This window comes from Aquabacterium sp. CECT 9606 (genome assembly GCF_918741295.1).
GTDB lineage: Bacteria > Pseudomonadota > Gammaproteobacteria > Burkholderiales > Burkholderiaceae_C > Aquabacterium.
The window spans coordinates 151,482-176,925 of sequence record NZ_CAKKNB010000002.1 but is presented as its reverse complement, the minus strand read 5'-3'; the positions used below and the strand labels follow the sequence as shown (position 1 = coordinate 176,925).

27 protein-coding genes are annotated in these 25,444 nt (G+C 65.6%); 11 read left to right on the top strand and 16 right to left on the bottom strand.

Annotated elements, in window-relative coordinates:
* Positions 1–21: 21 nt before the first annotated feature.
* The 4 genes from LQ232_RS08585 (at position 22) to LQ232_RS08570 (ending at position 5,231) form a co-directional block, all read left to right on the top strand.
* Positions 22–1,215, top strand: a complete 1,194-nt coding sequence (locus LQ232_RS08585) for a class I SAM-dependent rRNA methyltransferase (protein WP_230179909.1) — start codon at positions 22–24, stop codon at positions 1,213–1,215.
* 102 nt (positions 1,216–1,317) lie between these two features.
* Positions 1,318–2,409, top strand: coding sequence for an AraC family transcriptional regulator (locus tag LQ232_RS08580; RefSeq protein WP_230179908.1), 1,092 nt, complete (start codon positions 1,318–1,320; stop codon positions 2,407–2,409).
* Between the two features lie 70 nt (positions 2,410–2,479).
* Complete coding sequence (locus tag LQ232_RS08575; protein WP_230179907.1) at positions 2,480–3,310, top strand: HDOD domain-containing protein; 831 nt, start codon at positions 2,480–2,482, stop codon at positions 3,308–3,310.
* A 31-nt stretch (positions 3,311–3,341) separates the two neighbouring features.
* The gene (locus LQ232_RS08570; RefSeq protein ID WP_230179906.1) at positions 3,342–5,231 is read left to right on the top strand and encodes an ATP-binding protein; all 1,890 of its coding nucleotides are present in this window, start codon (positions 3,342–3,344) and stop codon (positions 5,229–5,231) included.
* A gap of 4 nt (positions 5,232–5,235) precedes the next feature.
* Here LQ232_RS08570 and LQ232_RS08565 read toward each other — a convergent pair whose 3' ends face one another.
* From LQ232_RS08565 to LQ232_RS08555, 3 genes are read right to left on the bottom strand one after another with little or no spacing between them, the layout of a single operon-like run.
* Positions 5,236–5,811 (bottom strand): YceI family protein, encoded by a 576-nt coding sequence (locus tag LQ232_RS08565; RefSeq protein ID WP_230179905.1) that lies wholly within the window; start codon positions 5,809–5,811, stop codon positions 5,236–5,238.
* A 30-nt stretch (positions 5,812–5,841) separates the two neighbouring features.
* Positions 5,842–6,414: a YceI family protein gene (locus LQ232_RS08560; RefSeq protein WP_230179904.1), complete on the bottom strand. Its 573-nt coding sequence runs from the start codon at positions 6,412–6,414 to the stop codon at positions 5,842–5,844.
* Positions 6,415–6,442: 28 nt separating this feature from the next.
* Positions 6,443–6,991, bottom strand: a complete 549-nt coding sequence (locus LQ232_RS08555) for a cytochrome b (RefSeq protein ID WP_230179903.1) — start codon at positions 6,989–6,991, stop codon at positions 6,443–6,445.
* Positions 6,992–7,158: 167 nt separating this feature from the next.
* On the opposite strand from LQ232_RS08555, the gene LQ232_RS08550 reads away from it, so the two are divergent.
* From LQ232_RS08550 to LQ232_RS08540, 3 genes are all read left to right on the top strand, one after another.
* On the top strand, positions 7,159–8,349 hold the full coding sequence (locus tag LQ232_RS08550; RefSeq protein WP_230179902.1) for a diguanylate cyclase domain-containing protein: 1,191 nt from the start codon (positions 7,159–7,161) through the stop codon (positions 8,347–8,349).
* Between the two features lie 25 nt (positions 8,350–8,374).
* Positions 8,375–9,535 carry a diguanylate cyclase domain-containing protein gene (locus LQ232_RS08545; RefSeq protein ID WP_230179901.1) on the top strand — a complete coding sequence of 387 codons (1,161 nt, stop codon included), beginning with the start codon at positions 8,375–8,377 and terminating at the stop codon, positions 9,533–9,535.
* Between the two features lie 79 nt (positions 9,536–9,614).
* Complete coding sequence (locus tag LQ232_RS08540) at positions 9,615–11,732, top strand: ATP-binding protein (RefSeq protein WP_230179900.1); 2,118 nt, start codon at positions 9,615–9,617, stop codon at positions 11,730–11,732.
* A gap of 14 nt (positions 11,733–11,746) precedes the next feature.
* Here LQ232_RS08540 and LQ232_RS08535 read toward each other — a convergent pair whose 3' ends face one another.
* Genes LQ232_RS08535 through mnmG form a run of 7 tightly spaced genes read right to left on the bottom strand, consistent with a single transcriptional unit; the run spans position 11,747 to position 18,134 of the window.
* A complete protein-coding gene (locus LQ232_RS08535; RefSeq protein WP_230179899.1) occupies positions 11,747–12,280 on the bottom strand; it encodes a flavin reductase family protein in 534 nt (177 codons plus the stop codon).
* Positions 12,281–12,332: 52 nt separating this feature from the next.
* Positions 12,333–13,079 carry a class I SAM-dependent methyltransferase gene (locus LQ232_RS08530; protein WP_230179898.1) on the bottom strand — a complete coding sequence of 249 codons (747 nt, stop codon included), beginning with the start codon at positions 13,077–13,079 and terminating at the stop codon, positions 12,333–12,335.
* Positions 13,080–13,095: 16 nt separating this feature from the next.
* Positions 13,096–13,998, bottom strand: a complete 903-nt coding sequence (locus tag LQ232_RS08525; RefSeq protein ID WP_230179897.1) for a ParB/RepB/Spo0J family partition protein — start codon at positions 13,996–13,998, stop codon at positions 13,096–13,098.
* A 15-nt stretch (positions 13,999–14,013) separates the two neighbouring features.
* Complete coding sequence (locus LQ232_RS08520; RefSeq protein ID WP_230179896.1) at positions 14,014–14,586, bottom strand: alpha/beta hydrolase; 573 nt, start codon at positions 14,584–14,586, stop codon at positions 14,014–14,016.
* Positions 14,586–15,365 carry a ParA family protein gene (locus LQ232_RS08515; RefSeq protein WP_230179895.1) on the bottom strand — a complete coding sequence of 260 codons (780 nt, stop codon included), beginning with the start codon at positions 15,363–15,365 and terminating at the stop codon, positions 14,586–14,588. The genes LQ232_RS08520 and LQ232_RS08515 overlap by 1 nt, the downstream gene beginning before the upstream one ends.
* 7 nt (positions 15,366–15,372) lie before the next feature.
* A complete protein-coding gene (gene rsmG / locus LQ232_RS08510) occupies positions 15,373–16,068 on the bottom strand; it encodes a 16S rRNA (guanine(527)-N(7))-methyltransferase RsmG (RefSeq protein ID WP_230179894.1) in 696 nt (231 codons plus the stop codon).
* A gap of 20 nt (positions 16,069–16,088) precedes the next feature.
* Complete coding sequence (mnmG, locus tag LQ232_RS08505; protein ID WP_230179893.1) at positions 16,089–18,134, bottom strand: tRNA uridine-5-carboxymethylaminomethyl(34) synthesis enzyme MnmG; 2,046 nt, start codon at positions 18,132–18,134, stop codon at positions 16,089–16,091.
* A gap of 229 nt (positions 18,135–18,363) precedes the next feature.
* Between mnmG and LQ232_RS08500 the strand changes: the two genes are divergently transcribed.
* Both LQ232_RS08500 and LQ232_RS08495 read left to right on the top strand, forming a co-directional pair.
* On the top strand, positions 18,364–18,957 hold the full coding sequence (locus tag LQ232_RS08500) for a PEP-CTERM sorting domain-containing protein (RefSeq protein WP_230179892.1): 594 nt from the start codon (positions 18,364–18,366) through the stop codon (positions 18,955–18,957).
* Positions 18,958–19,082: 125 nt separating this feature from the next.
* A complete protein-coding gene (locus LQ232_RS08495) occupies positions 19,083–19,337 on the top strand; it encodes a YkgJ family cysteine cluster protein (protein WP_230179891.1) in 255 nt (84 codons plus the stop codon).
* A gap of 11 nt (positions 19,338–19,348) precedes the next feature.
* On the opposite strand, the gene LQ232_RS08490 is transcribed toward LQ232_RS08495, so the two are convergent.
* Both LQ232_RS08490 and LQ232_RS08485 read right to left on the bottom strand, forming a co-directional pair.
* Entirely contained in the window at positions 19,349–20,362 is a 1,014-nt protein-coding gene (locus LQ232_RS08490) for a sterol desaturase family protein (protein WP_230179890.1), read from the bottom strand.
* A gap of 92 nt (positions 20,363–20,454) precedes the next feature.
* On the bottom strand, positions 20,455–20,883 hold the full coding sequence (locus tag LQ232_RS08485; protein ID WP_230179889.1) for a YchJ family protein: 429 nt from the start codon (positions 20,881–20,883) through the stop codon (positions 20,455–20,457).
* Between LQ232_RS08485 and LQ232_RS08480 the strand changes: the two genes are divergently transcribed.
* Positions 20,882–21,679, top strand: coding sequence for an SDR family oxidoreductase (locus LQ232_RS08480; protein ID WP_230179888.1), 798 nt, complete (start codon positions 20,882–20,884; stop codon positions 21,677–21,679). The two genes, LQ232_RS08485 and LQ232_RS08480, sit on opposite strands and share 2 nt — an antisense overlap.
* Here the strand turns inward: LQ232_RS08480 and LQ232_RS08475 are convergent.
* Entirely contained in the window at positions 21,611–22,648 is a 1,038-nt protein-coding gene (locus LQ232_RS08475; protein WP_230179887.1) for a hypothetical protein, read from the bottom strand. The genes LQ232_RS08480 and LQ232_RS08475 overlap by 69 nt on opposite strands.
* Positions 22,649–22,878: 230 nt before the next feature.
* Here LQ232_RS08475 and LQ232_RS08470 point away from each other — a divergent pair, with 230 nt between their 5' ends.
* On the top strand, positions 22,879–23,352 hold the full coding sequence (locus LQ232_RS08470; protein ID WP_230179886.1) for an RNA-binding protein: 474 nt from the start codon (positions 22,879–22,881) through the stop codon (positions 23,350–23,352).
* Positions 23,353–23,442: 90 nt separating this feature from the next.
* Here LQ232_RS08470 and LQ232_RS08465 read toward each other — a convergent pair whose 3' ends face one another.
* From LQ232_RS08465 to LQ232_RS08455, 3 genes are read right to left on the bottom strand one after another with little or no spacing between them, the layout of a single operon-like run.
* Positions 23,443–24,231: an SDR family oxidoreductase gene (locus LQ232_RS08465; RefSeq protein WP_230179885.1), complete on the bottom strand. Its 789-nt coding sequence runs from the start codon at positions 24,229–24,231 to the stop codon at positions 23,443–23,445.
* Positions 24,228–24,860: an LPS export ABC transporter periplasmic protein LptC gene (gene lptC, locus LQ232_RS08460; RefSeq protein WP_230179884.1), complete on the bottom strand. Its 633-nt coding sequence runs from the start codon at positions 24,858–24,860 to the stop codon at positions 24,228–24,230. The genes LQ232_RS08465 and lptC overlap by 4 nt, the downstream gene beginning before the upstream one ends.
* Complete coding sequence (locus LQ232_RS08455) at positions 24,857–25,444, bottom strand: HAD family hydrolase (RefSeq protein WP_230179883.1); 588 nt, start codon at positions 25,442–25,444, stop codon at positions 24,857–24,859. The genes lptC and LQ232_RS08455 overlap by 4 nt, the downstream gene beginning before the upstream one ends.

Sequence of the window (25,444 nt, the reverse complement as noted above, 5' to 3'; positions counted from 1 at the left end):
CTTTCAGCACCGTCAGCCCCCATGAAAACCATCACCCTGCGCGCAGGCAAGGAACGCTCGCTCCAACGCCGCCACCCCTGGGTGTTCCAAGGCAGCATCGCCAAAGGCGGCGGCGACCCCGGCGAGACCGTGCGCGTGCAATCGCACGATGGCCAGTTCCTGGCCTGGGGCTCGTTCAGCCCGACCTCGCAGATCCGCGTGCGCGCCTGGAGTTTTGACGAGGCCGAGCGCATTGACGCCGCCTTCTTCCAGCGCCGCATTGCCCAGGCCGTGGCCTTGCGCCCGCGCCTGGCCATCCACAGCGACGCCATGCGCCTGATCCACGGCGAGGCCGACGGTCTGCCCGGCCTGGTGGTGGACCGCTACGCCCACCTGCTGAGCGCCCAGTTTTTGAGCGTGGGCGTGGAGCGCTGGCGCGACGTGATCGCCGACGCCCTGCTGCAAGCCACCGGTTGCCAACACCTGTACGAACGCTCCGACGTGGGCGTGCGCGAACTGGAAGGCCTGCCCCAACGCACCGGCTGGCTGCGCCACCCCGAGGGCGATCCCCTGGTCACCGAATTGGCCATCCGCGAGCACGACTTGCGCCTGAGCCTGGACGTGGCCGAGGGCCACAAAACCGGCTACTACCTGGACCAGCGCGACAACCGCAAGCTGTTCGCCGATCTGGTCCGCCAGTTGAACGCCCAGCGCGTGCTCAACTGCTACAGCTACACCGGCGGCTTCAGCGTGGCGGCCTTGATGGGCGGCGCCACCGAGGTCATCAGCGTGGACTCGTCCGGCCCTGCGCTTGAGCGGGCCAAGGCCCACGTGGCCCTCAACGGCTTTGATGCCAGCTTGCACACCGCCCTGGACGCCGACGTGAACGCCACCCTGCGCCGCCTCATCACCGAAGGCCAGCAGTTCGACGCCATCGTGCTGGACCCGCCCAAGTTCGCGCCCACCGCCGCGCATGCGGAACGTGCCGCGCGGGCCTACAAGGACATCAACCGCCTGGCCTTCCGGCTGCTGTCGCCGGGCGGCGCATTGCTGACCTTCTCGTGCTCGGGCGGCATCAGCGCCGACCTGTTCCACAAGATCGTGGCTGGTGCGGGGCTGGACGCGGGCGTGGACGGCTACATCGTCAAGCGCCTGGAGGCCTCGCCCGACCACCCCACCACCGTTACCTTCCCGGAAGGCGAATACCTCAAGGGCCTCGTGATATTGCGCCGTTGAATAACCCCGGTTTTCGTCGGGACATGTGGAAGTGCGGACATCAGCATTGGTATTGGCGGACATAATTTGTAACGCCAATGAACAACCAATGGAAGTAGTCGCATGAGTTCCAAGCCCACGATCTGGGATTTCCGCCGAGGCATCGCCACGGCCCGTGTCCTGACCCAGCTGGGCTATGAACGCGGCGTCAGCGTGGACGCCATGCTGCGCCACACCGGCATCACCCGGGCCCAGCTGGACGACCCCAAGGCCGAGATCGAGGCGCTGCAGGAAGTCCAACTGATCCGCAACCTCAGCACCGAGCTGAACCACGCCTCCGAGCTGGGCATCCATGCCGGTTGCCGTTACCACGTCACCACCTATGGCCTGTGGGGCTACGCGGTCATGAGCAGCTCCACGCTGGGCAACGCCGTGTCGATGGCCTCGCGCATGCTGAACCTGACCTTCTCGCTCACCACCAACGTGGTCGAGCGCCAGGGCGACGTCATCACCTCCACCTTTCAGACCGACCACCTGCCGCCCGATGTGCGCCAGTTCATCATCGACCGGGACCGAGCCGCTGTGGTCACCTTGCAGCGCGAGATCCTGGGCGCCCCGATCCCGTACCGCGAGGTGCAGATGAAGTGCCCCGAGCCCGCGCCCGAGGTGGTGGCCGCCTACACCGCGCTGTTCGGTGTGCGCCCCAGCTTCAACATGCCGCACGAGCGCAACATTTTTGACGCCAGCCTGATGGACCTGCCCTTGCCGCAGGCCGATCCGCACACCGCCCAGCTCTGCGAGCAGATGTGCCGCAACCTGATGGAAAGCCGCCATGCCCGCACCGGGGTGGCCGCCAATGTGCGCGACCGCCTGCTGCGCACCCCCGGCCACATCCCCGACATGGAAAAAGTGGCCGAGGAAATGAACATGACCTCGCGCACCCTGCGCCGCCACCTCACGGCCGAAGGCGCCACCTTCCGCGGCCTGCTGGAAGAGGTGCGCCGCACCCTGACCGAAGAGCTGATGGCCACCGCCAGCCTGACGCACAGCGAGATCGCCGAGCGCCTGGGTTATGCCGATGTCACCACCTTCATCGAGGCTTTCCGCCGCTGGAAGGGCATGGCGCCCAGCGAATACCGCCGCAGCCAGGGCCTGACCCCGCCCACCACACGGCTGGCCCGCGCCCGCCTGAGCATCAAGAATACTGTGGCCTGAAGGCGGCGCATTTCCCCTTTCACGATGCGGCGGGCAGGCATAGACTGCACCGTGAAAGGTGCCTCCCGCCATGACGATCGAATCCCCCCTGCGCAATCTGAACATCGACCTGCCCGCTTGCCCCAGCACCCTGGTCAAGCTGTCGCTGTTGATGGCCGAAGAAGATTGCACCACCGAGCAACTGGCCGAGGTCATTGAAAACGACATGGCCTTGTCCTCGGCCGTGGTGCGCACCGTCAACTCGGCGCTGTTCGGCCTGCTCAAACGCGTCGACACCGTGCACGAGGGCATCCGCTACCTGGGCATGGCCCAAGTCGCCGGCCTGACGTACGAGATTGGTCTTCGCGGCGCGTTCCCGCCCGGCCCGCTGCTGCAGGCGATCTGGGACCGCGCTGGCATCCGTGGCCTGGCCATGGGCAGCATCGCCCGCCAGCTGGATGTGGATCAATGGCTGGCCCACACCATCGGCCTGTTCGCCGAAAGCGGGCGCGCCGTTCTGATCGCCTACGACCACCAACGCTACACGGCGCTGGACAGCAAGAGCGCCAACGAAGAACAACTGGCCGAGGCCGAGATCGCCGCCTTTGGCGTCAGCCATTCGGCCCTGGGCGCCGCCCTGTGCCAATCGTGGGGCCTGTCCCGCGAGGTGGCCGATGGGGTGCGTGGCCGCCTGCAAAGCCCGGCCTCCTGGGCCAATGAGCGGCCCCAAGTGCAGCGCCTGCTGACCATCGGCGCCGCCGTGGACGGCCTGCTGCTGGATCCGGTCTCCGCCGCCGAGCCGGCCGCCATGTGGCAAAAGCTGGAGCCGCTGACCCAACAGATCGGCATGAACTTCCAGGCTTTCCAGATGGCCACCGTGCGGGTGTGTGAACGACTCAACACCGCGCGTCAAAAAGCCTGAAGCTGCGGCCCGCATCGCTCAAGTCGCCGGCATGCCGGACGATAAACAGACGATGCTGCTCTTGCCGGACCCTTTGCGGGTCACCCCTGACGACCCCCAACTCAAGCGCCTGATCGAAGCCGAACGGGTGCGGATGCTGTTCGGCGCCGCTTTGCCGGTGGAGCTGGTCAGCAGCGTTTTTTCCGTGGCCCTGGCCGCGCTGATTGGCGCGCAGGTGGGCTGGCGGCGCGCCGTGATCTGGGCCGTGGTGTGCCTGTGCGTGACCGGTGTACGCCTGTGCATCTACCGGGCCTACCTGCGATCGCAGCACCGCGCCCATCCCCACTGGCTTGGCAAGATGATGCTCATGTCCGGCCTGCTGGGGGGCACCTGGGGGCTGGGCAGCGCCTGGTTGCTGCCGGTCAACGATTTGAACGTGTCCGCCGTCATCGTGGGATCGCTGATTGGCGCCAGTGCCATCTGCACCTTCGCGCTGCAGGCCGATCCCCGCCCCAACCGCATCCTCAACATCAGCATGCTGATGCCCAGTGCTGTGATGCTGTTCACCCGCCAGGATGCCTATGGCCTGTTCGGCGGCTGCGGCCTGTTGACGCTGATGGGCATCATGCTGCTGGAAGGCGAACGCTCGGCCCGGCGCATCACCGAACTGCTGTGGCTGCGCTTCACCACCGACCGCATCGCGCAAGAGCGTGCCGAAGCGCTCAAGCTCGCGCAGCGCCACAGCGCCGTCAAGGACCAGTTCCTGGCCACCATGAGCCACGAGATGCGCACACCGCTGCACGGCATCCTGGGCCTGGCGCGGCTCGTGGGCCAAAAGCTGCCACCGCGCCCGGGCGTGCTGAATGAATCGCGCGAACACCTGGCCCTGATCGAGCGCTCGGGCGAGCACCTGCTGGGCATCATCAGCGATGTGCTGGATTTTTCGCGCATCGAGGCTGGCAAGCTGCAGATCGACCAGGCGCCCTTCGACCTGCACGCGGTGGTGGACGATGTGCTGTCGCTGCTGGCCGTCACCGCCGCTGAAAAGGGCCTGCCCTTGACGCGCGATGTGCAACTGCCCTCGCCCTGCATGGTGTTTGGCGACGCGGCGCGCTTGCGCCAGGTGCTGCACAACCTGGTGGGCAACGCCATCAAGTTCACCGACCTGGGCCACGTGCGCGTGACCGTGCAACGCCACCATTGCGATGACGATGGCCCCGACAGCGCCTGCGCCAAGCGCGTGGTGTTCCGGGTGGAAGACACCGGCATCGGCATCTCGCCCGACCAGCAAACCATGGTGTTCGACGCCTTCCACCAGGCCGATGGCAGCTTTGTGCGCCGCCACCGCGGCACCGGTTTGGGCTTGACGATCTCGCGCGAGATTGCCCGTGCCATGAACGGCGACATCCTGTGCGAAAGCACGGCCGGCCAGGGCTCGGTGTTCACCTTGAACGTGCCGCTACCGCGCGTCACCAACAGCGAACCCACCCGCTTCCTGGCCACGCGCCCTTCGCCCCTGATGAGCGAATTGGGCTTCAGCGGCCACGTGCTGCTGGCCGAGGACAACCCGGTCAACGCCCTGGTCGCCCAAGCCATCCTCACCAAGCTGGGCCTGCAGGTCACGCACGTGGAAGATGGTCAGCAGGCGCTGGCCGCCTTGAGTGCGCCGCACCACGGCATCGACCTGGTCCTGATGGATTGCCAGATGCCCGTGCTGGATGGCATCGAGGCCACGCGGCGGCTGCGCTGCATGGAGCAGGAGCAGGGCCGCCCCAGCCTGCCCGTGATCGCGCTGACCGCCAATGTGATGAGCCAGGACCGCGACCGTTGCCGGGCCGCCGGGATGGACGACCACCTGGCCAAGCCCTTCACTCAGGAAGACCTGAGCGCCATGCTCAAGGCCCACCTGCACACCGAGCGTCAGCCTTCGGTCACGGCTTGACCACTCACTGCTTGACGGCTTCGACCTGGATGACCAGGTGGATGTCGTTGGGGATGCCCGGCAGCCCATAGGTCATGCCGAAATCGCTGCGCTGGATGGTGGTGTCGAAGTCGCCACCGCACACCTCACGCTTGAGCATCGGGTTCTGGTAGCAGTTGAAGTTGTGGGCCTTCAAGGTCACGGTCTGGGGCTTGCCCAGCAATGTCAAGGTGCCCACCACGGCCGTGACTTTCTCACCTTCGAACACCAGCTTGTCACTGACGAACGTGGCCTTGGGGAAAGCTTCGACGTTGAAGAAATCCTTGCTCTTGAGGTGGCGGTCAAACGGGGCCGTGCCCGTGTTGATCGAGTCGGTGTCCAAGGTGACATCGACCTTGCCGGTCTTGGCGGCCTTGTCCAGCGAGATGCTGCCCGATTTCTTGTCGAAGCGGCCACGGTTGGTCGAGGTGCCGAAGTGCTGGGCCTCGAAGGTGACGAAGGTGTGCGTCGGGTCGATGGCGTAGGTGGCCGGTTCAGCGTGAACGGCGGCGGCAGCCAAAGCGGCCGTGGCGGCCAGCAGGGTCAGGGAAAGCTTCTTCATGGTCGGGTTCCTCAGGGTGAATGAAAGGGATCAAAGCGCGGGAACGCCTTGCAGAACGAGTTTGAACTTGACTTGCACGTCGTTGGCCACGACCGACGGGTCGGCCCAGTCGCCATCGCCGATCTTGAAGTCCAGGCGCTTGATGCCAAAGGTGCCCGTGGCCGTGGTCAGCGCCCCGGCCTGGGTCAGTTGCACGGGCACCACCAGATCCTTCGCGGTGCCTTTGATGGCCAGCTTGCCGGCCACTTCAAAGCGCCCGCCGCCCAGGGCCTTGATGGCGCTGGACTGGAAGGTGGCCTTGGGGAACTTGGCCGTGTTGAACCACTCGGGTTTGACCAGCTCGGCGTCGGAGTCGGCGTTCACGGCCACGCTGCCCAGCTCGATCTGGAAGGCGATCTTGCTGGCGGGCAAGGCCTTGGGATCAAACGCCACCTGGGCGGCGAAGCGCTTGAAGCGGCCATCCAGCGGCACGCCCAGCTGCTTGGCCACGAAGGTGATCTCGCTTTGGGCGGGCAGCAAGGTCTGATCGGCGCGGGCCAGTTGAGGCACGGCGATGGTGGCCAGGGCCACGGTGGCCAAGGCAGAGGCAAACAATCGTTTCATGTCAAAAGATCCTTGGGGTGAAAGTGGATCAGCGGCCGGGACGCATGCGCAGCAGCAGGCCATCGCGGTCGATGAAGTGGTGCTTGAGGGCGGCCGCCACGTGCAGGCCCACCAGGCCGATCAGGGCAAAGGCCGAAATCTGGTGCCAGGGCTTGATGGCTTCGGCCAGGGCTTTGTCCACCGGCACAAAATCAGGCAAGGGCAACACGCCAAACCACACGATGGGGTAGCCGTGCGCCGAGCTGTAAGCCCAGCCAATCAAGGGCACCGCGAAAAACAGCACATACATCAGCCAATGGGTGCCGTGGTACGCCAGCTTTTGCCAGCCCGGCATGGCACGCTCGATGCTGGCCGGCAGCGCGGGCGGTCGGTGCGTCAAGCGCCACAGCAAGCGCACCGCCGACAGCACCAGGATGGACACGCCCGCCCACTTGTGCCAGTTGATCAGCTTGAGCTTGGTGGGCGACATGCCCAGCCCCGTCATGTACAGCCCCACGCCGAAAGCCGTGAGGATGGCCACGGCCAGCAACCAGTGCAGGGTGATGGCAAAGCCGGTGTAGCGTCCCTTCGCGTTCATGTTCTGAGCCTTTGGCAGATAAGAGGCAATGGCCACAGCTTACCGCGTAGGTAATCGCCGGGGTTGAACCCGGTTAACGCCCTAATTCAAGAAATTTGAATCCTCACTTTGCTCTTAAGCTGGCCCGATTGCTGCCGAAACACATGACATACAACATGTAACCCCCCATGAGATCACCTGCACTCAAGTGGCTCTTCATCGCGGCGTTCGGCGCAGACCCCAAGCAACGCTTGCGGATCAAGCGCTCCCTCATGGCCGCCACGGTTTACCTCCTGTGCATCGGCCTGCAGATCTACGCCTATTACGTGGGCTACATGCAGCTGGACGACGCCAAAGTGCTGTCGGCCGCCTGCATCGGCAACATCGTGTTCTGGTACGCGGTGCTGCGCTCGGGCGTCAACCTCCGGTTCAAGGACCCTTCGCTCACCTTGCCGCAGATCTTGTCTTCCTTGACGATCATCGTCGGGGCGTATGCGCTGACCGGGCCCGTGCACGGCTCCACCATGATGTTGCTGGCCCTGGTGCTGGTGTTCGGCATCTTCAACCTCAAGGCGAAGGGCGCCATGATTGCGGGGGCCTACACCGTGGTGATCATCGGCATCGCCATGGCCATCAAGATCCAGATCGATCCCGTCCACTACCCCTTCAAGCTGGAGTTCGCCCACTTCTGGATGACCGTGGCCATCGTGCCCACCATCTCGTCGCTGGCGGTGCAACTGAGCAACATGCGCGAGAAGCTGAAAGCGCAAAAGAACGAGCTGGCCGAGGCCCTGACCCGCATCCAGGTGCTGGCCACCCGCGATGAGCTGACCGGCCTGGTCAACCGCCGCCACATGCTGGACGTGCTGGGCCAACACCAAAAGCGCCTGGAGCGCTCTGGCCACCACCGCTTCTGCCTGGCCATCCTGGACATCGACCACTTCAAGCGCGTCAACGACACCTATGGCCATGGTGTGGGCGACGAGGTGCTGCGCCACTTCGCCGAAGAAGCGCAGAAAGTGATGCGCGACACCGACGTGCTGGCCCGCTGGGGTGGTGAAGAATTCCTGCTGCTGCTCAACGACACCTCGCCCGCGCTGGCCAACATCGGCCTGGAGCGCATCCGCACCCACCTGGCCAGCGTGACCATGGCGCCCAGCCAGCCAGGCCTGGCCCCGACCTTTTCGGCGGGCCTGACCGGCTATTGCGACAACGAGCGGCTGGACGTGTGCATCGAGCGGGCGGACAAGGCGCTCTACAAGGCCAAGCGCGACGGCCGCAACCGCACCGTCATCCAGGCCAGCCCTGTCGAGCTGCAAGACATCCAGGCCGCCAAGGAAGCGCTCGCGCAGCCCAGCGCTTCCGGCACCATGAGCTGAACGGGGCGCGCCGACCCACCCATCCATGCACCCCGCCCTGAAACGCATCGGTGACCTGATCCTGGGCACCGAACGCAAGGTCCGCATGCGCGTGACCTTGGCGATGATCGCCTTCTATGGCTACAGCATCAGCTCCTTGCTGCTGCTGTTCGCCATCGACATCGGCCTGGTCGAGCGCCAGCAAGGCCTGTGGCTGATGACCTACATCTGGGTCGGCATGGGCACCTTCTACCTGCTGGTACGCACCGACTGGTCCTCGCGGCTGGGCAACCCGGGCATGGACCTGCCGCAATGCCTGTACGCCACCGTGGCCATCCTGTGGGCCTACATGATCGCCGGCGAAGTGCGCAGCTCGGTGCTGATGCTGGTGGCCTTGGTGCTGGTGTTCGGCATGTTCTCGCTGAAGGCCCGCGAGGTGGTGATCCTGGGGATCTTCACCGTGGCCAGCCTGGGCGTCATCATGACCATCATGACCCGGCAGAATCCCCACATTGATGCACGCCTGGAGTTCATCCGTTTCGTGCTGGCCGCCAGCACGCTGCCCGCCGTGTCGGGCGTGGCCTATTACGTCAGCCAGATGCGCGCCCGGCTCATCGAGCAGAAAGCCGAGTTGGCCCACGCCTTCGCCTTGCTGCAAGAGGTGGCCTCGCGCGATGAGCTGACCAGCCTGGTCAACCGCCGCCACATGCAGCAGCGCATCGAGGAAGAAGCCGCGCTGCAACTGCGCACCCATGAGCCTTTCTGCCTGGCCTTGATCGATCTGGACCACTTCAAACGCGTCAACGACCAGCACGGCCACGCCATGGGCGACCTGGTGCTCAAGGAGTTCGCGCAGGCCGCGCTGGAAGTCCTGCGCCAGACCGACGTGCTGGCCCGCTGGGGCGGCGAGGAGTTCCTGCTGCTCTTGCCCAACGAACACCCGGGAGATGCCCAGGCGGCCTTGTTGCGCGTGGCCACCTGCCTGAAGCGCCACCAGAACGGCCCCCGGGCCAGTGGCCTGCCCGTGACCTTCTCTGCCGGCCTGACGGACCACCCCAGCGGCGAGCCTCTGCACGAAACGCTGGAACGCGCCGACCAGGCCTTGTACTCCGCCAAGGCGCAGGGCCGCAACCGCACCGTGGCCCGGCTGGCCCAGACCGCCGCCACCGACCAGGCAAACTCGCTGGCCGATGCCCGACAAGTGTGAGACAGTTGGGCCTGAGCCCTGGGGTACACCACCTCCCGAGGCTCGGCTGTCAAGCCCGGTGGTGTCTGTCCCCAGATCCATGCACAGCCCTTCAGATCCTGACCCCAACGACACCGCCGTCCAGTTTCTCAGCCGTTTGGCCACCGTGGACGGCCGGGGCATGTCCGGGTGGGATCTGGTCCAGGCCCAGTTGACCGAGCTGATGGTCTTCACCAGCAGCCCTTGCGGCTTCATCGGCGACTTGGTCGATGCGGCCTCGGGCCAGTTGCAGTTGCACAGCGCCGGCCCGCTGGTCTGGCCCAACGATCCCCGCCAGGCACCCTCCACCCTGTGGGCCACCGTGCTCGACACGGGCGGCCCGGTGGTGAACAACCAGGTGGACAGCCAGACCATCAAGGGCGTGCAGAACCTGATGGCCCAACCCCTGCTTCGCGGTGGCCAGTTGATCGGCATTGTGGGGCTGGCCAATCGCCCTGGCGGTTACAGCGACCTGATCACCCGGCAACTGACGCCTGCGCTGGCGCTGTTGGCCAGCAGCGTCGCGGCCTGGCAGGCCGAGCACCGCCAGCGCGAAGCCCTCACTGCCTTGGCCATCGCCCGCGGGGCGCTGCGCAGCACCGAAGACCACTACCGCCAATTGTTCGACGCTGCGGGCGTGGGCATCGTTCGCCTGTCAGTGGGTGGCCGCTTCCTGGACGCCAACCACCGCTTCACCGAGATCACGCGCCGCACGCGCGAGCAGTTGCTGCAACTGCACCACCACGACATCACGCACCCTGACGATCTGGCCACCGACGAAGCGATGGCCGCCTCGGCGCTGGAAGGGCAGCGCCAGCGCTACAGCCTTGAGAAACGCTATGTGCGGCCCGATGGGCAAGCGGTGTGGGTGATGCTGTCGACCGCGCTGGTCCGCGATGCCCAGGGCCAGCCGCTGCACTTCGTGGCCGTGAGCGAAGACATCACCGAACGCCGCCAGTTCGAAGAGGCCATGAACTCGGCCAAGGCCGCCGAACGCGCCAACAAGGAAAAAACCGATTTCCTGTCACGCATGAGCCATGAGCTGCGCACGCCTCTGAACGCCATGCTGGGCTTCGCGCAATTGCTGCGCGTGGACCCCACCAACCCGATCAACGACATCCAGCGCAAGAAGGTCAGCCACATCGAACGCGCGGGCGCCCACCTGCTGGCCATGCTGACCGACGTGCTCGACTTGTCCCGCATCGAGGCCGGCGGCCTGCCGCTGAGCCTGGAGCCGCAGCGCCTGTCCGGCGTGCTGGAAGAGGCCGTCGCCCTGGTCAGCAACCAGGTCACCCAAAGCGATGTGCAGCTGCTGCTGACCCCGCCCGCCGAAGACCTCTTCGTCAAAGCCGACCAGGTGCGCCTGCGCCAGATTTTGGTCAACCTGATGACCAATGCCGTCAAGTACAACAAGCCCGGTGGGCGCGTCATGATCGAGGCCCAGGGTGTGCGCTCGTACGTGGTCATCACGGTCAGCGACACGGGCCGGGGCCTGAGCGAAGAGCAGCAGGCCCACCTGTTCGAGCCCTTCAACCGCCTGGGCGCCGAACGCACCTCGGTCGAGGGCACGGGCATTGGCCTGGTCATCGTCAAGCGCCTGATCGACCTGATGCGTGGCCGGCTTGAGATCAGCAGCCAGATTGGCATCGGCTCCAGCTTCCGGGTTTGGTTGCCCGCCGCTCTCAATCCCCAACCGCAAGCGGCCGATTCCATCGCGGGACGCCTGGGCGGCCGTTCGGGCTTCGGCGCTTTCGACGCGCTCAACCCCGGCACCCTGACCCTGCTGTACGCCGAGGACAACGTCGTCAACGTGGAGCTGGTGCGCCAGGTCATGCACATGCGGCCCAAGTGGCACATGGAAGTGGCGCGCAATGGCGCCGAGGCCATCCAGATGGCCCGCGCCTGCCCGCCCGACCTGCTGCTGCTGGACATGCACCTGGGCGACATGAGCGGCCTGGACGTCTCGGATGTGCTGGCACGCCGGGCCGAAACCGCAGGCATCCCGCGCGTGGGCTTGTCGGCAGACGCCATGCCCGACCAGATCGCCGCCGCGCGCGCGCGTGGTTTCCTGGATTACCTCACCAAGCCCCTGGACGTGGCACGCCTGCTGGCCCTGCTGGACAGCTACGCCAAGCAGTTGACTGCGCAAAACAACGAGGAATCAGCCGAAGAAGGCTGAGGCCGGCCGGGCGCTCACCAGGTCAGGTCGCTGAAAAAACGCCCGCCATGGAACACCAGGGGTGCGGCGCCGATGCGGCGGTTGCAATGCGCCACTTGGCTGACAAAGATGACGTGGTCACCCGCGTCATGGTGGCTGCGGTGCGCACACTCGAACACGGCCACGGCCCCAGGGATCACGGGGGCGCCCGTCAGGCCCTGGCGCCATTGCACGCCCTCGAACCGGTCGATGCCCTTGCGCGCGAAGCGCTCGGCCAATTGGCGCTGATCCGCCGCCAGCACGTTGATGGCATAGTGCGTGGCCGACAGGAAGGCCGGCAAGGACGACGATTGCCGCGCCAGGCTCCACAACACCAGTGGGGGCGACAGCGAGACCGAATTGAAGGAATTGGCCGTCAGACCCACCAGCACGCCCTCGGGGGTGCGGGCCGTGACGATGGTCACCCCGGTGGTGAACTGCCCCAGGGCTGCGCGAAACTCTTCGGGCGTGAACGGTGCGCCAGCAGAGGCGGGAGTGTCGGTGGCAGCGGGGTCTGAAGGCAGGGACATCGAATCGTTTTCCAGAACAAGGCCACAGTGTAGACCCCTGCCCAAAGCGGTGTCAGTGTGCGGGCTGGTACATCCACACGGGTCGGCCGTTTTCCAAGGTCAAACGGGCTTGCGGCGTCAAGGGCACGCCCTGCTCGTCCACCGCTTCGAACTCCAGGCTGACCAGCCAGGCACCACGCTGGAGTTCCCGGCGGGCCTTTTCAACCGCGCGTGGCATGGACTCGGGCCGCTGGAACAGGTAGACCATGTCGTAGCCCGACCAGTCGGCCGCCCACATGTCCGCACGGCGCACCGACGCCCAGGGGCACCGCAGGCCGCAGACCAGGCGCCAGGGCCAGCTCCACTCGATGCCGTGCAGCGCCGCGTGGGGGTAGGCGCGGTGCAATTCGGCCAAGCCATCGCCCATGCCACAGCCAGCGTCGAGGATGCGGGCATTCGCGGGCAGGGGTGCGTGCTGGGGCAGCTTGGTCAGGGCACCGCGCGGCGTGGGGAACACCGGCGCATCGCGCCAGGCGTTGACGGGGTAGGCCAACAGCAGCAGGCCCAGCGGTGCCAGCCAGGCCCAGGCCGGCAGGCCGCTGCCCTGGCCCAGTGCCAGGGCCGACAGTGGAAAGCCGCCTGCCACGAACACGCGCCGCCAGGGCGTCGCGGCCACGCTCGGCCACAGGGCCAACAAGGCGCCCAGCGCGGTGGGCAAAGCCAATACCGCCCACAAGGGCGCGGCGCTGCTGCGCAAGGCGAAGCACAAGCCCCAGGCCAGGGCCCAGCTCAGCAAGGCGGGCAGTGGCCAGGGCCCCATGCCGGTCCTTGCTCGCTCAGGCTTGCGGGCCGCCACGCAGCTTGTCGATCAAGCCGTTGAGCTCTTCCAGGCTGCCGAACTGGATGGCCAGTTCGCCCTGCTCGCCGCGCTTGGTGCGCTTCTTGACGCGGATCTCCAGTTGCGCGGTCAGCAGGTCAGACAGCTCTTCTTCCAGGCGCAGCACATCGCGCGACTTGTCCCCCTTGATGCGCATCAGCGGCGTCTGCCGCCCTGCCCCGATCTGCTTGTTGACGAGCTTTTCGGCATCGCGCACGCTCAGCTTTTTGCTGGCGATCTCGTGCGCGGTGGTGACCTGCTGAGCCTTGTCGAGGGCCAGCAAGGCACGGGCGTGGCCCATGTCGATGTCCCCGGCCATCAGCATGCCCTGCACCGCGTCGGCCAGGTTCAACAGGCGCAGCAGGTTGCTGGCGGCACTGCGCGAGCGGCCCACCGATTGGGCGGCCTGTTCATGCGTGAGTCCGAATTCCTGGGTCAGGCGCTGCAAGCCTTGGGCTTCTTCCAGCGGGTTGAGATCTTCGCGCTGGATGTTCTCGATCAGCGCCATCACGGCAGCCGATTCGTCGGGCACGTCTTTCACCAGCACGGGCACTTCGGTCAGGCCGGCCAGCTTGGCGGCGCGCGAACGGCGTTCACCGGCGATGATCTCGTAGCGCCCGCCACCGATGGGCCGCACCAGAATCGGCTGCATGATGCCCTGGGTGCGGATGCTCTCGGCCAGCTCGTACAGCGAGCCTTCGTCCATGCGCGTGCGCGGCTGGTACTTGCCGGCCTGCATCAAGGACAGGTTCAGGATCGTGGGAGGGCCTTCGGCCGCTGCGGGTGCCGGGGTGTCGCTGACTTTGGGGCCCAGCAGGGCCTCCAGGCCCAGCCCCAGGCCTTTGGATTTTTTGGTCGCCATGGCCGGGATTGTCCGTCAGTTTCTGCGCGCGGCGTGTTCTTGCAGCATTTGCCAACCCTCTGGCCAATCGCCGTGGCCGGAAGCCTCGTTCACATGCCCAGCCTCACCCAGGTCCAGCAGGCCCGCGCCCCAGTCCTGGGCCAAGACCCGGCTGCGCTCAAAGTTGGCATAGGGATCGGTGCGCGAGGCCAGCACCATGGCGGGAAACGGCAGCCGCTGCCGCACGACCTTCCGCCAGCCCTGCAGCTGTGGCGCCGCCGTGGCCGGGTTGGGAGGGCCATCCAGGTCAGGCGGCGCCACCAGCCATGCCTCTTTGACGCGGCGCGTGTGCTGCGAGTGCACCGCCCAGGCCGCCACCAGGTGGCAGCCCAGGCTGTGGGCGACCAGGATGGCGGGATCGTGCTCAAACGCCCGGTCGGCCAGCAGCACCTCGTCCAGGTTCATCATCCAGTCGCCGCGTTTGGGCCAGGCCCAGTCGTCCTGATCGACTTTGCAGAACCGAGCCTGTTTGCCGTGAAGCTGGGGCCAGCGGCTTTGCCAATGGGCCGGGCCCGAGTCGTTCCAGCCCGGCAGGAGCAAGAGCCGCATCACGCCAGCGACTTGTTCGCTACCCGTTCGACCACTTCCTGGGCAAAGGCCACGAAGGCCTGGGCACCTTTGGAGCTGGGATCGAACACCACGCCGGGCACACCGTAGCTGGGCGCCTCGGCCAAACGCACGTTGCGCGGGATCACGGTGTCGAACACCTTGTCGCCAAAGTGCGCCTTGAGCTGGTCGCTCACTTGCTGCTGCAGGGTGATGCGCGGGTCGTACATCACCCGCAGCAGGCCGATCAATTGCAGATCGCGGTTGAGGTTGGCGTGCACTTGCTTGACGGTGTTGACCAAGTCGGTCAGGCCTTCGAGCGCAAAATACTCGCACTGCATGGGCACGATCACGCCATGGGCGCAGGTCAGTCCGTTGAGGGTGAGCAGGCTGAGGGATGGCGGGCAATCGATGAGCACGAAGTCGTATTCGGCGGCCACGGCTTCGAGTGCGGTTTTGAGCCGCCGGTCGCGCCGCTCCAGCGGCACCAATTCGATCTCGGCGCCAGCCAGATCGCGGTTGGCGCCCAACACGTCGTAGCCGCCTTTGGGGCTGCGTTGGCGCGCGTCGGCGATGGTCACGTCTTCCAGTAACACGTCATAGACGGTATTGCTCAGGGTGCGCTTGTCCACCCCCGAGCCCATGGTGGCGTTGCCTTGCGGGTCCAGGTCAACGATCAAAACGCGCTGGCCGACTTGGGCCAAGCCGGCCGCCAGGTTCACGGTGGTGGTGGTCTTGCCGACCCCGCCCTTTTGGTTGGCAATGCAGAAGATGTGCGGCATGCCGCCATTATCCCTGCTGCGGGCGCATCCAGACCAGGCAACGCTCGGCTTCCAGGCCGGGCACCTGCAGTTGTTCCACGTGAAACACACTGACGCCCTCGGGCAAGGCGGTGATTTCATCGCCAGGGTGCTTGCCTTTCATGGCCATCCACACACCCTGGGGCGCCAGCAGATCCTGCGTCAACACCACAAAGTCATGCAGAGAGGCAAAGGCCCGGGAGGTGATCACTTGCCAGGGCTTGGGCTTGAGGTCTTCCACCCGAGAGTGCTCGGCCTTGAGGTTGGACAGGCGCAATTCGGCCGCCACCTGCCGGACAAAGGCGGCCTTCTTGGCCACGGCATCCACGCACACCACCTCCAGTTGCGGCATGGTGATGGCCAAGACCACGCCAGGTAAACCGCCGCCGCTGCCCACGTCGAGCAATGCCGCCGGCTGGCCCTGCAGATGCCGCCAAAGCGGAGCGCGCACCACCAAGCTGTCCAACAGGTGCAGGCTCAGCATCTCGACCGGGTCGCGCACGGCCGTCAGGTTGTAGGTTTTGCCCCACTGCCCCAGCATGGCCACGTAAGCCAGCAACTGGTCAATCTGGTGGTCGGTGAGTGGGGGCGCGCCACCCAGGTCCAAGCCGGCCAAAGCCTGGCGAAGCTCGGACGCCAAAGCGGGCGCCGTGCTGGCGGTGGATGAAAGTCGGGTTTGGTTCATGGGCAGGGGAACATCAGCGATCAGGTCAGGTTGGCCTCTTCGGGCACGCGGTCGAAGCCCTTGAAGCGGCCCTTTTTAAGGTGAATCAGCAACAACGAAATGGCTGCAGGCGTGACACCTGAAATCCGCGATGCTTGCCCCAGGGTCTCGGGCCGGTGCTGGCTCAACTTGTGGCGCACCTCAAAACTCAAGGCTGGCACCTGGTGGTAGTCCAGTTCGGCGGGCAGCTGCAGATTCTCGAAATGGGCAGACCGCTCCACCTCATCGTTCTGCTTGTTGATGTAGCCGGCATATTTGATGCTGATCTCCACCTGCTCGACCACCGCATCGGCCAAGGTATTGCCCAGCTCGGCTTGCAGCGCCGCACGAGACACCGGCACTGTTTCACGTGGAACAGTGCCCTGCCCTGACGCCACTTTCTCAGCGTTCAAGGCGGCCTGGGCTTGGTGGGCGAGCGTGCTGACTTCTGCCAACACATCAAAGTTCACGCCCGGCCGGCGCAGCAAATCTGCCAAGCTGTATTCGCGCTCCAGAGCCTTCCCGACCAGCCGATGGGCGTCGGCCGCTGCCAAGGTGGCAGGCCGCACCCACTGAGCGCGCAGTCGTTCTGTTTCACGTGAAACAGCATCCCGCTTGCGGTTGAATGCGGCCCAGCGCTCATCGCCCACCAGCCCCAGCTCACGCCCGGCTTCGGTCAGGCGCATGTCAGCATTGTCTTCGCGAAGTTGCAGGCGGAATTCGGCCCGGCTCGTGAACATGCGGTAAGGCTCGGTCACGCCCTTGGTGATCAGGTCATCGACCAACACGCCCAGATAGGCCTGGTCACGCCGAGGCAACCAGGGACCTTGGCCCCTGGCTTGCAAGGCGGCGTTCAAACCCGCGAACAAGCCTTGTGCAGCCGCCTCTTCGTAGCCGGTGGTCCCATTGATCTGGCCTGCGAAGAACAAGCCACCAATGGCCTTCGTCTCAAAGCTGGACTTGAGCTCGCGCGGATCAAAGTAGTCGTACTCGATCGCGTAGCCGGGGCGCAGGATGTGCGCGTTTTGCAGGCCCGGCATGGAATGCAGCGCGGCCAGCTGGATGTCAAACGGCAGCGAAGTGCTGATGCCGTTGGGGTAGAACTCGTGCGTGGTCAGGCCTTCCGGCTCCAGGAAGATCTGGTGCGTGTCCTTGTCGGCAAAGCGGTTGATCTTGTCTTCGATGCTGGGGCAGTAGCGCGGCCCCACCCCTTCGATCACGCCGGTGAACATGGGGCTGCGGTCAAAACCCGAGCGGATGATGTCGTGCGTCTGCTGGTTGGTGTGCGTGATCCAGCACGGTAATTGCGCCGGGTGCTGATCGGCCGTGCCCAGAAAACTGAACACCGGCACCGGGCTGTGGCCATCCATGCCGTCGCCGGGCTGCTCGGTCAACTGGTTGAAATCGATGCTGCGACCGTCAATGCGCGGCGGCGTACCGGTTTTCAAGCGGCCTTGCGGGAGCTTGAGCTCCTTCAGGCGCGCCGACAGCGACACCGCCGGCGGATCACCCGCCCGCCCGGCGCTGTAATTTTGCAGCCCGACGTGGATCTTGCCGTCCAGGAAGGTGCCGGCCGTCAGCACCACCGTCTTGGCCCGAAAGCGGATGCCCACCTGGGTGACGGCACCCACCACCCTCTCGCCCACCCCATCCGACTCCACCATCAGGTCGTCCACCGCTTGCTGAAACAACCACAGGTTGGGCTGATTCTCCAGGCGCGCGCGGATGGCGGCCTTGTACAAAATGCGGTCGGCCTGCGCGCGGGTGGCGCGCACCGCCGGCCCCTTGGAAGAATTCAAGATGCGAAACTGGATGCCGGATTCGTCGGTGGCGGCCGCCATGGCACCGCCCAAGGCATCGATCTCCTTGACCAAATGCCCCTTGCCAATCCCGCCGATGGACGGGTTGCAGCTCATCTGGCCCAACGTCTCGATGTTATGGCTCAGCAGCAAGGTGGCGCAGCCCATGCGGGCCGCAGCCAAAGCGGCCTCGGTACCGGCATGGCCACCGCCCACCACGATGACGTCGAATTCTTTGGGGTACAGCATGGCCACCTCGCGCAAGTCAGGACAGTTGCCTCATTTTTGGGCAACCCGGGATTGTACTGAAATCGCCTCCCCAGCGGGGTGAATCCGCATGGGACGGCAGCCCACCTAGCGAGTCGAAGTTTCGATCAGTTACAGCGTGAACTATTCCCGCCAATTAAGCTTGGGCCTGGGTCAGTTCATTCAGCAGATGATGCCCATCGATCTATCCATCAAATTCAAGGAGGAACCCATGAAAACAATCATCAAACTCGCTCTCACCCTGACTACATTGGCCGCCACCCAGGCCCATGCCCTGGTTGAAGCTGGCCACTGGAAGCCCTCGCCGTTCACCGGATCGATGGGCGACAATTTTTCCGTCAGCGTGGACCAGACGCCCGAAGGCGACTTCACCGGCGTGTTCATGAACTACGTCAACGGCAAACTCAACGGCGTCACGGTGAATGCCGACGAGGGCGCGGTCATGTACGTGGTCAAAGCCGGCGACGTGTTCACCCAGGCCTCCAGTGCATCAGCGGCCAATGTTTTCAGCAACCCACCGCTCACCGTGGGCAGCGACTTCTACCTGGCCGCCAAAACCCGCAGCTACACCGACCCTGGGTTCAGCTACGACGACTCTTTCTACACCTCATTCGGTTGGGCGCACTTCAAGGTCGATGCCTTGGGGCTGCCCCAAATACAAGAGAGCGCAATGGCTTTTCGTGAAGGCGGCATCATCGTGGGCACCTTGCAGGCCGTGCCCGAGCCCAGCACCTGGGCCATGATGGGCGTCGGCCTGGTGGCCCTGGTCTGGCGCCGCCGTTCAGCCCGCCATACCAAGGTCTGAACCAGGGGGTTTGCAAATCCGGCCCGCTTCGTTAGGATCCGTTCGAACAAGCGCTGTCATCGCGAAGAATATTAAAACAGGGCTTTTTTTCCAACACCCGCGGTGGCAGACAGACAATGCAGGCCATGAACTGCCGCCCAGGTTGCGCCGCGTGCTGCATTGCCCCCTCCATTTCGTCGCCCATGCCGGGCTTGCCCCAGGGCAAGCCGGCTGGCGTGCCCTGCCCGCACTTGAGCACTGATTGGCGTTGCCAATTGTTCGGCCTGCCCGAGCGGCCCGCAGTGTGCGGATCGCTTCAGCCTTCGCACGAGATGTGCGGCACCGACCGGCAGTACGCCATGCGGTGGCTGGGCCGGCTGGAGGCCGACACCGCCAGCTGATCACCCACGGATCAAGGCGCGGTTTTCAACGCCAGGTCGTCGGCCTCTGCGTCATGTGGGCGGCGATGGCGGTCCAGCAACTCGTCTGGCGGCACGCCGGTGGGCGAGCCCGTCCGGGCGGCCATCTCGCGGCGCAGGTCGGCGGTGGTCAAGCCCTGACCATCGGGCGCCCAGCCTGGCGGCATGAACATGTAGCCCAAGGCATCGCGCAAGCGGCGCGCCCGGAACACATCCCTGAAAATGGCGATCCATTCGCTGAACAGAATCTTCAGCGCGCTGTTCGTCGTCACCTGCTTGACCAGACCATAGCGGATCGGCACACCTTGCTTCTCGGGCACGTAGGTGCCGAAGAGGCGGTCGAAGATCATGATCGTGCCGCCGTAATTGGCATCCAGGTATTCGACATTGGCAGCGTGGTGCACACGGTGCGCCGAGGGGGTGTTCAGCCAGCCCTCCATCCAGCCCATCTTGTCGATCAGGTCGGTGTGGATCCAGAACTGGTAGGCCAGGTTCACGCCGTAGGAGATCAGCACGGCATTGGGCGAGAAACCGAAGAAGCACTGCGGTGCGAAGAAAATGAAACCGCCCGAGATTTTGCCCGTGACCGATTGGCGGAAAGCCGCCGACAGGTTGTACTGGTTGCCCGAGTGGTGGATGGAATGCGAGGCCCAGTACCAGCGCACCCGGTGGCCCGTGCGGTGCAACCAGTAATAGAAGAACTCGGTGCAGAAGAACATGGCCACCCAGCCCCACCAGGTGTCCATCGGCACCGTGAACAGGCGGTGCTCGTAGACCCAGGCGCCGAAAGGCAAGGCCACGCCGATCACCGCGCCCATGGGAATGGCCTCGACGAGGGCGCGCCACATGTTGATGCGGATGGTGGTCCAGAACGCCTTCCAGTCGTAGGCCTCAGGCCCCCGGTTGCGCGCGATCAGCACCCCTTCCAGGGCGGTGATCGCCACGGCCGATCCGCCGAGGATCAGCATCATGGTCTTGACGGGGTCGAGATCGAGTGAGGGCAACATCTGATGCGCTTCGTCTAATGCGTGAACAACAACCTCCAACCATACGGATTTGCCCAGAACTTGTCTTGCGGGGAAGCCCTTTCACTCAGGCATTAACCCCGCATTTGAGGGGCATCGACGTAATACCAGCGCCCACCTTCGCGGACAAACGCGCTGACCTCCTGCAAACGGTGGGCGCGTCCGCCCAACTTGCTGCGCGCCACGAAGTCCACGGTGCCCTCGTCTTCCGACGTCATGACAGCGTGCCGCACCGTCAAGCCCAACCACTTCAGGCCCGGCTCGGGCGGCTCGATCAAGGGCGGGCGGGTGGAGGGGTGCCAGGTGCTCAGCAGGTAGTCGCGCAAGTCCTTGACGAAGGCGCTGTAACGCGAGCGCATCAAGGCCTCGGGCGTGGGCGCCTGCCCGGCCAGTGGTCCTTGGTGGTAACGACCACAGCACGCCAGATAGGTGGCGGGCAATCCACAGGGGCAGGGCTCGGGCGTCGTCATGGTCGCGGCAAAAGGCCCTATCGTATCGGTCATGACCCCTCCCGCTCCAACCCCGCCCCACCCTTTCCGCCTGGACGGCCGGCTGGCCCTGGTCACCGGTTCGGCCCGGGGCCTGGGCCTGAGCATGGCCCGCGCCTTGGCCCAGGCCGGCGCGCAAGTGCTGGTCAATGGCCGCCACGCAGATGCCGTCCATGCCGCGGTCCAAGACATCATCACCGAGGGCGGCCAGGCCCACCCCGCCGTGTTCGACATCGGCCATGCCGAGGCGGTGGCCCGCGCGATGGACGAACTGCGCCAGCGCCACGGCGCCCTGCACATCCTGGTCAACAACGTGGGCCAGCGCGACCGCCGCCCCCTGGACGATTTCGCGCTGGACGAGGTGCGCCGCCTGCTCGAGGTCAACCTGGTGGCACCACTGGAGCTGGCCCGGCAGGCGGCGCGGCTCATGCCGGTGGGCCAGGGCACCGCCGCGGGCGGGCGCATCATCAACATCACATCGATCGCCGGGCCGATTTCGCGCGCGGGCGACGTGGCCTACACCACCGCCAAGGGTGGCCTGGATGCGCTGACCCGGGCCTTGGCCGCAGAACTTGGGCCGCGGGGCATCACGGTCAACGCGGTGGCCCCGGGCTACTTCGCCACCGAAGCCAACCGCGAGATGGTGGCCGATGCGGCCGTGGCCCACTGGCTGGGCCAACGCACTTCGCTGGGGCGCTGGGGCGACCCGGGTGAAATCGCCGGGGCCGTGGTCTTCCTGGCCTCAGGTGCCGCCAGCTACATCACCGGCCAGACCCTGGCGGTCGATGGCGGCTACCTGGCGCATTTTTAGATCGGCATGGTGCGCATCGGTCTCGGCCATGCGCTCACGCAAGGTCACGTAGATCTCGCACACGCCCCGCAGGTAGACCAAGGTGGGCAGCACCAGGCCCAGCGCGAACACCACGCCCCCACCCACCGACGCCGCCGAGATGTAGGGCACCGCATCGGCGGGCACGCTGGCCACCGGCACGCCGCGCAGGCTGTGGCCGAACAGGCCCGCCATGAACAGCTCGGGCGCCACGTCCACATCCAACAGCCAGACCGACAACAAGGCCATGACCCGCCCACCCGCAATCACCACGAAACTGGCGCCCGCGCCCACCAGCGCGGTGACCACGCTCAAGGAGGCCATCAGCACGGCCCCCTGCAGCAACTGCTCTCGGATCAGGCGCCACAAAATGCGCGGGCTTTCAAGCGACGACGCCCCGGCCCAGACCGAAGGCCCGGCCAGCGGCCCGACGATGGCCGCCCCGGCCACCAGGGCCAAGCCCAGCACCATCACGGTGAGCGGCACCACGACCACGAACAACCAGGGCCCCACCTTGGGCAGCGAACACAGCCAGAACAGCCCCAGCACCGCACCCGCCAGCACCGCCGCCACCAGCGAGATCACCACCAGTGAGAAGAGCAGACGGTGCGCGATGCCCAAGGCATCTTCCAATGCCTGGCCCACGTCCCGGCCGGGGCGGCCCATGGCCCGGTCCATCAGCAACAGGCCGGCCGCATTGCTGCCATAAAACGCGATGAACAAGGCGGCCGCGCCCTGCCCGATCGCCCAGGGCACATCGCTGCGGGCCATCGACGCCTGGGCGCAAGCCACGGCCAGCCCCGTGGCCGAGAAACTGGCCAAAAGAACATACATGGCGCGGCCATCGCGGATCGCCTCGACGCTGGCCAAGACGCGGATCAGGGCACGCCACCAGTCAAACCGCTGGGCAAAAGACGACCCATGCGGGTGGTGAAAAGAAGTGGAGGGCATGGGCCAAATCATAGGGGCAAGCCCTTAGCCAGGATTGAGGGAGAAGCACAACAGCCGGGTCAGTGGGTTGACATATGCGCACAAATAAGGGTTGAAAACGCTTGAAAATATTGGCCAGACAATAAAGTCTCACCCATAATGTGCGAGTCTGTGTCTGGAAGCGGCACCTTCGATGGAATGGGTCCTGATGGGTTGAAGCTCCACATGGTTACTTTGAAAGGAGCTCTCTCGTGGGCAACAAACTTTACGTGGGCAATCTTGCCTACAGCGTGCGCGATCAGGATCTGCAAGATGCTTTCTCGCAATTTGGAGCCGTCAGCTCCGCCAAGGTCATGATGGACCGCGACACCGGTCGCTCCAAGGGCTTTGGTTTCGTTGAAATGGGCACCGACCCAGAAGCACAAGCTGCCATCAATGGCATGAATGGCCAATCTCTGGCTGGCCGCGCCATCGTGGTGAACGAGGCCCGTCCTCGTGAAGAACGTCCCAGCGGTTTCCGCAGCCCCTACGGTGGCGGCGGTAGCGGTGGCGGCGCCGGTGGTGGCGGCGGCTACGGCGGTGGTGGTGGCGGCGGCGGTGGCCGTCGTGAAGGTGGTGGCGGCGGCTACGGTGGCGGCGGTGGCCGTTCCGGTGGCGGCGGCGGCTACGGTGGTGGCGGCGGTGGCCGCTCCGGTGGCGGCGGCTACGGCGGCGGCGGTTACTAAAAAAAATCGATTCGTGGCCCGCATGGGTCACGACGATCTGCAAAAAGGCGGTGCTTCAAGGCGTCGCCTTTTTTCATGGCCGCTCCAAATTCAACGGCGGCGTTTTTTGCGGTGCTTCTGGGCACCCACCACGGCGTCGAACAACCAGCGCGGCATGAAGCGCAGCACCGCGGCCACGATGCCCATGGGCCAAGGGATGACGCGAAAGCGCACCCCCGCGCTGATCGCCTTGAAGGCGCGGTGGGCAAAGGCTTCAGGCGTCATCAAAAAGGGCATGGGGTAGTCATTGCCCTGGGTCAGCGGGGTGTCGATGTAGCCCGGCGCGATGGTCACCACCTTCACGCCAAAGGGCTTGAGTTCGCCCCGCAAGGTTTCGCACACATGCACCACGGCCGCCTTGGCGCCGCAGTAGCCGGCATGGCCGGGCAGCCCGCGCATAGCAGCCACGCTGGCCACGCCCACCAAGGTGCCCGATCCCCGCTCACGCATGGGCGCGATGAATGGCTGGAAGGTCGACGCCACGCCCATGACATGGGTCTCCAGCAGGTCGCGCAGCACGGGCAGGTCTTCGGCCAGGGACAAATCCACGCCCACACTGATGCCGGCATTGGCGATCACCACGTCGGGCAACCCGTGGATGCGCAGGCACTCGCTGGCGGCGGCCAGCACCTGGGCTTCATCGCGCACATCGGCGCCATGCACAGACCAGTGGTCGGCGGGCCAGCCCTGCTGCGTGGCCCACTCGCGCATCTGATCGGCCCGCCGGGCCACCAGGGCCACGCGCCAACCTGCCTGCACATAACGCGCGGCCAGCGCCTGGCCAATGCCACTGGAAGCACCCGTGATGAACGCCAGCGGCCGGGCGCGCGGAAAAGTCACTGGCGGGCGGGCGCGTCGTACCGCCCACGAACACGCTGGCCCAACTCGCCGATCCGGGTGGCTTCTTCATAACGCAGGGTGCCGCCCACCATCTGCCCTTGGGCATGCGTGATCTTGACCGGCAACTCCGAGCTCACCACCCGATCCCGCGTGTTGAAGCGCAGCATTTCGCCTTCGATGACCACGGGCGACTGGTCCACACGCTGGCCTTTGACGTCAGCGCCCGATGCCGGTGTGGCCACCACACGCGCACCGCCGTGCAGGATCACGGTGTCCTGGTTGCCAAGGGCTTCACCCTGGCGGGCCACGCCTTGCACGTGCTGGCCCTGCAGATCACGCGCCGACAATTGCACAGCGTCGATCTCCAGGCGGTCACCAACGGCATAGTGGCGCATGGCCTGGCCATCCAGGATGGCGATCAACCGGCCATCAGCGTTGTAGCGCTCGATGCGCGCTTTCTGCAGTTCATAGTCGGGGCTGGACGAGGCCTTGGCCGCGGGCCGGGCGCCATCGAGCGACGGGGCCGATTGCACCAGCCACCACGTGAAGGCGGCCAGACCGGACAAGGCCACCATGGGCACGGCGGCACGGGCATGGTCCAGCGCGGTGAGCCAGCGACGGTTGCTCATGGCGTGGCGCCGTCCGACGTGGTGTCCAAGGTCTCGAGGTGGCCGCGCAGCAAAGCCTCATAGCGTCCGGTGGCCCACAAGAGCAGGTCGCAGCATTCACGTGCCGCGCCTTCGCCGCCGCGCAAGGTGGTCACGTGGCGGGCGATGGCTTTCACCTCGGCATGGGCGTTGAGGGGTGCACACGCGAAGCCGGCGCGCACCATCAAGGGCAGGTCGGGCCAGTCGTCGCCCATCACGGCCACATCACGCCAGGGCAGGCCCAGCGAGGCCAGCAAAGGTTCGGCCGCGGCCAGTTTGTCGTGCGCGCCAAACACGGCGTGGACCAGACCCAGGTCCTTCAGGCGGCGGCGCACGGCGGGCGAATCGCGCCCGGTGATCACGATGGGCGTGATGCCACCTTGCGCCAGCAGCTTGAGGCCATGGCCATCGAGCGCGTTGAAGGCCTTGAGCGTTTCGCCCGCTTCGCTGATGAACAAGCTGCCATCGGTGAGCACACCATCGACATCGAAGATGGCGGCGCGGATGCTCCGGGCAAAGGGCCTTAAATCGGCTGAGAACGACAGGGTCGGGTTGAGGCTTCGCAT

What these genes read in the sequence shown, in the direction of transcription:
- LQ232_RS08585 (WP_230179909.1), top strand. Translation starts at nt 22, where the DNA reads ATGAAAACCATCACCCTGCGCGCAGGCAAGGAACGCTCGCTCCAACGC.
- LQ232_RS08580 (WP_230179908.1), top strand. Translation starts at nt 1,318, where the DNA reads ATGAGTTCCAAGCCCACGATCTGGGATTTCCGCCGAGGCATCGCCACG.
- LQ232_RS08575 (WP_230179907.1), top strand. Translation starts at nt 2,480, where the DNA reads ATGACGATCGAATCCCCCCTGCGCAATCTGAACATCGACCTGCCCGCT.
- LQ232_RS08570 (WP_230179906.1), top strand. Translation starts at nt 3,342, where the DNA reads ATGCCGGACGATAAACAGACGATGCTGCTCTTGCCGGACCCTTTGCGG.
- LQ232_RS08565 (WP_230179905.1), bottom strand. Translation starts at nt 5,811, where the DNA reads ATGAAGAAGCTTTCCCTGACCCTGCTGGCCGCCACGGCCGCTTTGGCT.
- LQ232_RS08560 (WP_230179904.1), bottom strand. Translation starts at nt 6,414, where the DNA reads ATGAAACGATTGTTTGCCTCTGCCTTGGCCACCGTGGCCCTGGCCACC.
- LQ232_RS08555 (WP_230179903.1), bottom strand. Translation starts at nt 6,991, where the DNA reads ATGAACGCGAAGGGACGCTACACCGGCTTTGCCATCACCCTGCACTGG.
- LQ232_RS08550 (WP_230179902.1), top strand. Translation starts at nt 7,159, where the DNA reads ATGAGATCACCTGCACTCAAGTGGCTCTTCATCGCGGCGTTCGGCGCA.
- LQ232_RS08545 (WP_230179901.1), top strand. Translation starts at nt 8,375, where the DNA reads ATGCACCCCGCCCTGAAACGCATCGGTGACCTGATCCTGGGCACCGAA.
- LQ232_RS08540 (WP_230179900.1), top strand. Translation starts at nt 9,615, where the DNA reads ATGCACAGCCCTTCAGATCCTGACCCCAACGACACCGCCGTCCAGTTT.
- LQ232_RS08535 (WP_230179899.1), bottom strand. Translation starts at nt 12,280, where the DNA reads ATGTCCCTGCCTTCAGACCCCGCTGCCACCGACACTCCCGCCTCTGCT.
- LQ232_RS08530 (WP_230179898.1), bottom strand. Translation starts at nt 13,079, where the DNA reads ATGGGGCCCTGGCCACTGCCCGCCTTGCTGAGCTGGGCCCTGGCCTGG.
- LQ232_RS08525 (WP_230179897.1), bottom strand. Translation starts at nt 13,998, where the DNA reads ATGGCGACCAAAAAATCCAAAGGCCTGGGGCTGGGCCTGGAGGCCCTG.
- LQ232_RS08520 (WP_230179896.1), bottom strand. Translation starts at nt 14,586, where the DNA reads ATGCGGCTCTTGCTCCTGCCGGGCTGGAACGACTCGGGCCCGGCCCAT.
- LQ232_RS08515 (WP_230179895.1), bottom strand. Translation starts at nt 15,365, where the DNA reads ATGCCGCACATCTTCTGCATTGCCAACCAAAAGGGCGGGGTCGGCAAG.
- rsmG (WP_230179894.1), bottom strand. Translation starts at nt 16,068, where the DNA reads ATGAACCAAACCCGACTTTCATCCACCGCCAGCACGGCGCCCGCTTTG.
- mnmG (WP_230179893.1), bottom strand. Translation starts at nt 18,134, where the DNA reads ATGCTGTACCCCAAAGAATTCGACGTCATCGTGGTGGGCGGTGGCCAT.
- LQ232_RS08500 (WP_230179892.1), top strand. Translation starts at nt 18,364, where the DNA reads ATGAAAACAATCATCAAACTCGCTCTCACCCTGACTACATTGGCCGCC.
- LQ232_RS08495 (WP_230179891.1), top strand. Translation starts at nt 19,083, where the DNA reads ATGAACTGCCGCCCAGGTTGCGCCGCGTGCTGCATTGCCCCCTCCATT.
- LQ232_RS08490 (WP_230179890.1), bottom strand. Translation starts at nt 20,362, where the DNA reads ATGTTGCCCTCACTCGATCTCGACCCCGTCAAGACCATGATGCTGATC.
- LQ232_RS08480 (WP_230179888.1), top strand. Translation starts at nt 20,882, where the DNA reads ATGACCCCTCCCGCTCCAACCCCGCCCCACCCTTTCCGCCTGGACGGC.
- LQ232_RS08485 (WP_230179889.1), bottom strand. Translation starts at nt 20,883, where the DNA reads ATGACCGATACGATAGGGCCTTTTGCCGCGACCATGACGACGCCCGAG.
- LQ232_RS08475 (WP_230179887.1), bottom strand. Translation starts at nt 22,648, where the DNA reads ATGCCCTCCACTTCTTTTCACCACCCGCATGGGTCGTCTTTTGCCCAG.
- lptC (WP_230179884.1), bottom strand. Translation starts at nt 24,860, where the DNA reads ATGAGCAACCGTCGCTGGCTCACCGCGCTGGACCATGCCCGTGCCGCC.
- LQ232_RS08455 (WP_230179883.1), bottom strand. Translation starts at nt 25,444, where the DNA reads ATGCGAAGCCTCAACCCGACCCTGTCGTTCTCAGCCGATTTAAGGCCC.